The 467-nt window shown below is 45.4% G+C and carries 1 protein-coding gene; it reads left to right on the forward strand.

The window, feature by feature from the left end; all coding sequences use genetic code 11:
• The coding region (locus AB4585_RS28530; protein WP_372172139.1) for a transporter substrate-binding domain-containing protein at positions 1-467 on the forward strand (467 nt) is incomplete at both ends.

A 467-nucleotide genomic window follows, 5' to 3' on the forward strand; every position in this document is an offset into this window, starting at 1 on the left:
ATCGTTACTATCCTTTTCTACACAAGCATTGGAGCTGTCACCTTTACTTAACAATACCTATACTGGTGACTATAAAACCCTTAAAGAGAAGGGCGTAGTACGCGCATTAGTATCCGCTGACCTTGGTTTTTATTATGTCGAGGGTGGCAGGCCCAAAGGCATTATCGCCGAACAGCTTCATCACTTCGAAATGAACCTCAAGAAGGCGCACCCTTTTATGAGGGTTAAAATCATTCCAGTCGCCAGAGACGAACTGTTTGATGCTTTGAATGAGGGTTATGGTGATATTGCGGTAGCAAACCTTACCATTACAGAACGTCGAGAGAAGATCATCGACTTCAGTACCCCTATCCTAAAAGGGGTGAGTGAACTCTTGCTAACCAGTGACAAGGTTGAAGAAATCACCTCCTTCGAGCAAGCCAGCGGCATGGAGGTGTGGATACGCGCCAGTTCTAGCTACTTTGAAA

Source organism: Vibrio sp. 10N.222.49.C9 (assembly GCF_041474985.1).
In the GTDB taxonomy this organism is placed as follows: Bacteria; Pseudomonadota; Gammaproteobacteria; order Enterobacterales; family Vibrionaceae; genus Vibrio; species Vibrio crassostreae_C.